The 6,297-nt window shown below is 43.0% G+C and carries 7 protein-coding genes and 1 other RNA gene; 6 read left to right on the forward strand and 2 right to left on the reverse strand.

Annotated elements, in window-relative coordinates; genetic code table 11:
• Positions 1-79: 79 nt before the first annotated feature.
• The 3 genes from nadK to bamE all read left to right on the forward strand — a co-directional run bounded on the left by nadK (position 80) and on the right by bamE (position 3,434).
• A complete protein-coding gene (nadK, locus tag AB4585_RS19515; protein ID WP_017066747.1) occupies positions 80-964 on the forward strand; it encodes an NAD(+) kinase in 885 nt (294 codons plus the stop codon).
• A gap of 278 nt (positions 965-1,242) precedes the next feature.
• Positions 1,243-2,907 (forward strand): DNA repair protein RecN, encoded by a 1,665-nt coding sequence (gene recN, locus AB4585_RS19520; protein ID WP_017059862.1) that lies wholly within the window; start codon positions 1,243-1,245, stop codon positions 2,905-2,907.
• A 167-nt stretch (positions 2,908-3,074) separates the two neighbouring features.
• Positions 3,075-3,434, forward strand: a complete 360-nt coding sequence (bamE, locus tag AB4585_RS19525; protein WP_010438918.1) for an outer membrane protein assembly factor BamE — start codon at positions 3,075-3,077, stop codon at positions 3,432-3,434.
• A 200-nt stretch (positions 3,435-3,634) separates the two neighbouring features.
• Here the strand turns inward: bamE and AB4585_RS19530 are convergent, their stop codons facing one another.
• Together AB4585_RS19530 and AB4585_RS19535 are read right to left on the reverse strand one after the other, a co-directional pair.
• Complete coding sequence (locus tag AB4585_RS19530; protein WP_010438916.1) at positions 3,635-3,946, reverse strand: RnfH family protein; 312 nt, start codon at positions 3,944-3,946, stop codon at positions 3,635-3,637.
• Between the two features lie 3 nt (positions 3,947-3,949).
• Positions 3,950-4,378 carry an SRPBCC family protein gene (locus tag AB4585_RS19535; protein WP_372170647.1) on the reverse strand — a complete coding sequence of 143 codons (429 nt, stop codon included), beginning with the start codon at positions 4,376-4,378 and terminating at the stop codon, positions 3,950-3,952.
• A gap of 119 nt (positions 4,379-4,497) precedes the next feature.
• Here AB4585_RS19535 and smpB point away from each other — a divergent pair, with 119 nt between their 5' ends.
• The 3 genes from smpB to AB4585_RS19550 all read left to right on the forward strand — a co-directional run.
• On the forward strand, positions 4,498-4,983 hold the full coding sequence (gene smpB, locus AB4585_RS19540) for an SsrA-binding protein SmpB (RefSeq protein WP_004735156.1): 486 nt from the start codon (positions 4,498-4,500) through the stop codon (positions 4,981-4,983).
• A gap of 66 nt (positions 4,984-5,049) precedes the next feature.
• Positions 5,050-5,416: a transfer-messenger RNA gene (gene ssrA / locus AB4585_RS19545) on the forward strand.
• Positions 5,417-5,500: 84 nt separating this feature from the next.
• The coding region (locus AB4585_RS19550; protein ID WP_372155115.1) for a DUF6538 domain-containing protein at positions 5,501-6,297 on the forward strand (797 nt) is incomplete at its 3' end.

Consider the following 6,297-nt stretch of genomic DNA (forward strand, 5'->3'; position numbering starts at 1 on the left):
ACACTCGCATAGACGTTCAACTTGCCTTTATTATGGGGATGAAGAATTTTGATTCAAGCCTAATTCGTTTGGAAACGTTATGAAAAAGCCATTTGAAGTCATCGCCATTATCGGTAAACCTCGAGATCAGCAAGCAATTCAGACTCATAGAGAGCTCTATCAGTGGTTAAGTGCTGAGGGTTATCAAGTGTTTGTTGATGACAGACTCGCCACTATTTTAGACGACATCCCAAAAGAACATTTTTCTAGCCTGATTGAATTAGGTAAACGCGCCGATCTCGCCATTGTGGTCGGTGGTGACGGAAACATGCTCGGTGCCGCTAGAATCTTGTCACGTTTCGACATTTCAGTGATTGGTGTTAACCGAGGTAATCTTGGTTTCCTAACCGATCTCAACCCTGAAAACTTCCAGAGCGCGTTGACTGATGTTCTCAAAGGCGAGTTCATGGAAGAAGAGCGCTTCTTACTTGAAACGGAAATTCATCGTCACGGCCAGATAAAAAGCCACAATGCGGCACTTAATGAGGCAGTACTGCACCCCGGACAAGTGGCGCACATGATCGAGTTCGAAGTGTATATCGATGATAGCTTCGCCTTCTCACAGCGCTCTGATGGCTTAATCGTCTCAACACCGACAGGTTCTACCGCCTACTCGCTTTCCGGCGGCGGCCCTATCCTGTCATCAAGCCTAAATGCTATCTCACTCGTGCCAATGTTCCCGCATACCCTTTCAAGCCGCCCATTAGTGGTGGATGGCAAGCGTCGTATTAAGCTTATCGTATCGCCTGATAACCGTGGAACTCAGGAGGTGAGCTGCGATGGTCAAATCTCACTGCCTGTTTCTCCTGGTGATGAGATCCACATTTACCAAAGCCCAAATGTGCTCAAACTGATCCACCCTAAAGACTACAACTACTACCACGTTCTACGTAACAAGCTAGGCTGGTCGAGTAAGCTGTTCTAAGTGAAAAGCGAACGATTTTAAAAGGCTGACGACATTCGTCAGCCTTTTTATTGCCAGTAAAAGCCCGTCGGCTCTAGCTTCTCTGCAGTTCCTTATACCTCCACTCCCAAGAGGGAGGAACGACTGAGTTGGGAATCTATAGCGGTTTCAGTGATCTACGAACAACCTCAATTCTGATAACGGTCGCAAAAAATTTTCACCTGTCGACTTTACTGTATAAAGAAACAGTATATACTGAACTTATATACAGTATTGTTCAGTTATACAGGTAAATAAAAATGCTGGCTCATTTAAGTGTTAATAATTTCGCTATTGTTAAGTCTTTACAGCTAGAACTATCTAAAGGCATGACAACAATCACCGGGGAAACTGGTGCGGGTAAATCTATCGCTATCGATGCTTTAGGCTTATGTCTTGGGGGAAGATCCGATGCAGGAATGGTTCGACAAGGTGAAGAAAAAACCGAAGTCAGTGCCGCTTTTTTACTTGAGAACAATCTGCATGCAACCCGCTGGTTAGAAGACAACGAATTGCTTGATGGCAGTGAGTGCATCCTGCGCAGAACCATCTCAAAAGAAGGTCGTTCTCGTGCATTCATCAACGGTAGCCCTGTCCCTCTTTCGCAATTGAAATCACTTGGACAACTGTTGATCAACATCCATGGTCAACACGCGCATCACCAGTTGATGAAAAGCGATTATCAAATGGCCATGCTTGATCAATACGCAGGCCACTTGAACCTATTGAAATCGACACGTAATGCTTACCAAGCATGGCGACAAGCGGATAACCACTTAAAAGAGTTACGTGAGAATAGCCAGCAAAACCAAGCTCAAAAACAACTTCTTGAATACCAAATCAAAGAGTTAAATGAGCTGTCTATTGGGGAGGAAGAATATGAAGACCTCGAACAAGAGCATAAGCGCCTCTCCAATAGCGGAGAACTGGCCACAACCTGTCAGCAAGCTATCGAGCTTATTTATGAAGGCGAAGAAGTTAATGCGCTTGGTATTCTGCAATCGGCCAATAACTCCTTAATTCAGCTAGCTGAGCTAGATGAAAGATTGGCCGAGTTACCGAACTTGCTTTCTGAAGCCATTATTCAGATCGAAGAGACCAACAACGAGTTAAGAACCTACCTAGACAGCATTGATGTTGATCCCGGTCGTATGGCTTACGTTGAGGAGCGTTTCTCTAAAGTGATGTCGATGTCTCGTAAACACCACGTGTTACCTGAAGAGCTGTATAAGCACCATCAAGACTTACTACAACAAGTTGAAGCGCTTGATTGCTCTGATGAAAAATTAGAAGAACTGGCAAACGAGGTGGAAAACCAATACCAATCGTTCGTTGCTAAATCAGAGAAGCTTCATAAATCTCGAACTCGTTACGCAAAAGAGCTCAACAAGCTGATCACGCAAAGCATGCACGAACTGAGCATGGAAAAAGCGCAGTTTGCCATTGAAGTGAACAACACCAACACACACCCTTCTCCATTGGGTATGGATAACGTGACCTTCATTGTTTCGACCAACCCAGGCCAACCGATGCAGCCGATTGCGAAAGTGGCCTCTGGTGGTGAGTTATCACGAATCTCACTGGCGATTCAGGTGATCACAGCGCAAAAAGTGGATACACCAAGCCTGATTTTCGATGAAGTCGATGTGGGTATCAGTGGACCAACCGCTGCGGTTGTCGGAAAAATGCTACGTAAGCTGGGCGAATCGACACAAGTTATGTGCGTGACTCACTTACCTCAAGTTGCCGGTTGCGGTCACCAACAACTTTTTGTAGCGAAGAACACGAAATCAGGTAAAACCGAGACTCAAATGCACACGCTTGATGAGCAACAACGCGTTTCAGAGCTTGCTCGACTGCTTGGTGGCAGCCAGATTACCGAATCGACGCTTGCCAATGCAAAAGAGTTATTAATCGCAGCATAGGTTACATATTCAGCAACTTTCTGATAATTTACCGAAAATTCTTGGCAATTTTGCAACTTAATTCAAAATTGCCAGTCATAACAAGCTCAAAGCGCAAGGAGCTTTTTACTTCTTGCTGGAGCTTGTTTATTATCAGGCAGTATTTTAGCGAAGAAAGATCTCAAACTATGCGAATTAAAAAGTGGTTAGTTGCAGTTCCACTTGCACTAACAATGTTGACCGGTTGCTCTCTATTAGAGAAGTTGGTTTATCGAATTGACATCAATCAGGGTAACTATGTTGAACAGGAAGCTGTCGATCAGCTCAAGTTTGGCATGACAAAAACACAAGTTCGTTACGTTATGGGCTCACCTATGCTTATCGAAAATGGCTACCCAGATACGTGGTACTACATTTACCACCACACAAAAGGCCATGAAGACTCGATTCAAAAAAATCTTGTTGTTAACTTTGATGCAACGGGCACCTTAGTGACGATCAATGGTGATTTTGAAGCCAGTGATGAATTCTTCGAAAGCCTTCGCTAGCTTTCCAGTCAACAAAGCTCTTAGCCGATAAAGCTATCAGTCGACAAAACTATCCGTCGACAAAGCAAGAATCGCAAAAGCCTGCTAACACGAGCAGGCTTTTTAATATCTGCTAACAAATTAGCTGCGTTGTCTAACCAACAGGTACAAAAAAGCTCGCCAATATAGCGAGCTCTCTTCTTAGTCAAACTGGTTTAGCATTACGATTTAGCCGCTGCTGCTTTCGCTTGCTCAGCACGCTTACGGCGAATCTCTTTTGGATCGGCTAACAGTGCACGGTAGATTTCGATACGGTCTTTATCTCGAACGGTTGCATCTAACTTAACGTTGCGGCTGTATACGCCAACTTTATTTTTCGCCAAGTCGATTTCTGGATACAACTCTAAAACACCAGACTGCGCAATAATCTCTTCAACGGTCGCGTTCTTATTTACCACTAAGGTAAATACACGCTGCTCATGTGGAAGCGCAAACACAACTTCTACGTGGATCATATCTGATTCAATAGTCATGGCTTAGTAAACCTGTTTCGCGCGTTGAGTAAAAGCACTGACCATATTGCTCGTCAGCTCATTGAAAACCTTACCAAATGCAATTTCAATCATTCGGCTAGAGAATTCAAACTCCAACTTAAGCTCAACCTTACACGCTTGCTCATCGAGCGGAGTAAAATACCAACCACCCTGCAGTTTTTTGAACGGGCCATCCACCAGCTCCATCAAGATCTCAGCACCATCTGCTAAGCGGTTCGATGTGGTAAATGTTTTGCTAATACCAGCTTTAGAGACATCAACCGAAGCCACCATAGTTGAATCTGAAGATTCGATCACACGTGAACCAGAACACCCTGGCAAAAACTCGTGATAACGAGCAACATCATTGACCAAGTTGAACATCTGGTCGGCACTAAACGACACTAATGCTGAACGAGTAACCTTTGGCATATAGACTCCTGTTAAAGACAGCGTTACATTAACACAAACTGCAATTTTAATTGTATTGGGCCAGAGCGCAAATAAAAAGGATTCCCCAACTAGGGTGCAATCCGTATAATGAGGCCATTATGGCAAAGAATAAATCAAAATCAAAAGCCGGTAGTAATACCATTGCGCTTAATAAGAAAGCTCGCCACGAATATTTCATCGATGATGAGATAGAAGCGGGGCTTGAGCTACAAGGCTGGGAAGTAAAATCCCTACGTGAAGGCAAAACCAATATCGCAGAAAGCTACGTCTACATCCGAGATGGCGAAGCATTCATCAGTGGTATGACGATCACTCCGCTAACTCAAGCGAGTACTCATATCGTGGCGAACCCAACACGCATCCGTAAACTACTAATGTCGAGAAAAGAACTCGATAACCTTATCGGTCGTATTAACCGTGAAGGCATGACGCTTGTCGCAACCGCACTTTACTGGTCTCGCTCTTGGGCGAAGATTAAAGTTGGCGTAGCGAAAGGTAAAAAGCTGCACGATAAACGTACTGATATGAAAGAAAAAGATTGGGCGAGAGATAAAGCACGAATTATGAAGAGTAATTTGCGTTAATTTTAAGCACTTAAACGCACAGTGCTAGACAGGGTAAGCTTTTCTGGTACTATGCAAATAACACTTGGGGCTGATTTAGGATTCGACAGGAATTTTGAAGTCTGAGGTGCATGCCGTGGGGCGGTTGGCCACGTTAAAAGCCGCAAAAAAATAGTCGCAAACGACGAAAACTACGCACTAGCAGCTTAATAACCTGCTCAGAGCTCTCTTACCCTAGCTTCCGCTCGTAAGACGGGGACCAATAAGAGATCAAACCCAAACTAGCTAGCGTGGCTTCTCCCACCTGAGAGGAAAAGCGCGAATTATAATTCAGGTTAGCCTTTAACTAGCGTGTCGGTTCGCAGGTTGCTGGTGAAATTAAAGATCGACTAAGCATGTAGTACCAATGATGAATGATTTTTGGACGCGGGTTCAACTCCCGCCAGCTCCACCAATTATTGATTTATTGTTATAATACAATGAATTACATCTAAAAAGGTTAAGTTTTAATCAGTTTGTACTAGCTTATGGTACTAAAATGAAATACTTAACTCTATCTAAAACAGGCACTTGGTATTTTCGATACCAAGTGCCTTTTTTATATCGGTCACTTTTTGACAATCGCACTGAAATAAAACGTTCACTTAGAACATCAGACAAAAAAGAAGCCACATTACTGTCGCTTAAACTCGAAATGGATATTCGGCAAAGGATTATGAATAGAAGTACCAAACCATTTAACGATAGGGTAGCAAATCAGCTAATCGAAGCTAATGCTAGAGTTGTTAAAATGAAGATTAACAACGCCTTAGAGCCAATGTCATTACATGCAAGAGAGCGTTTAGCATCTCTAATGAATGATATCAAAGCCCTTAAACTGCAAAACAGCTATTCCTCGAAAGAACTGAATACCTTAGTAAGTCTGTCTGAAGATATATTTGATACGTCACGTACTATAGAGCAACAAGTCGCTGCGGAATTGAACCGGATAGAGTATGACTTTTCTAAATCAAGCTTACTTATCCTTCAAACAAAACAAGCGTTAACCAATATATTCTTGATAGCTCAGCAAGCTAGAATATCGATTCTTAAAATGAACATCGATGATTGTCATGATCGAATTTCACAACTAGATAAGATACTTGATGAAGAAAACAACCAAAAAGAAAGGCTAAAGCCTTCCAGTCAGATAACTATAGAACCGACAAAATCACAAAACACTTCACCCTCACCAAAAACTACATTCAAACAACTCCTAGAGCAGTACATTACTGAGCGAAAACTCATAGTTACCCCGTCAACTCTAGAAGCAACAAATAAAAAAGGTTCATCGCG

This window comes from Vibrio sp. 10N.222.49.C9, from assembly GCF_041474985.1.
In the GTDB taxonomy this organism is placed as follows: Bacteria; Pseudomonadota; Gammaproteobacteria; order Enterobacterales; family Vibrionaceae; genus Vibrio; species Vibrio crassostreae_C.

Coding starts and splice junctions, on each gene's coding strand:
- nadK (WP_017066747.1), top strand. CDS start 80: ATGAAAAAGCCATTTGAAGTCATCGCCATTATCGGTAAACCTCGAGAT.
- recN (WP_017059862.1), top strand. CDS start 1,243: ATGCTGGCTCATTTAAGTGTTAATAATTTCGCTATTGTTAAGTCTTTA.
- bamE (WP_010438918.1), top strand. CDS start 3,075: ATGCGAATTAAAAAGTGGTTAGTTGCAGTTCCACTTGCACTAACAATG.
- AB4585_RS19530 (WP_010438916.1), bottom strand. CDS start 3,946: ATGACTATTGAATCAGATATGATCCACGTAGAAGTTGTGTTTGCGCTT.
- AB4585_RS19535 (WP_372170647.1), bottom strand. CDS start 4,378: ATGCCAAAGGTTACTCGTTCAGCATTAGTGTCGTTTAGTGCCGACCAG.
- smpB (WP_004735156.1), top strand. CDS start 4,498: ATGGCAAAGAATAAATCAAAATCAAAAGCCGGTAGTAATACCATTGCG.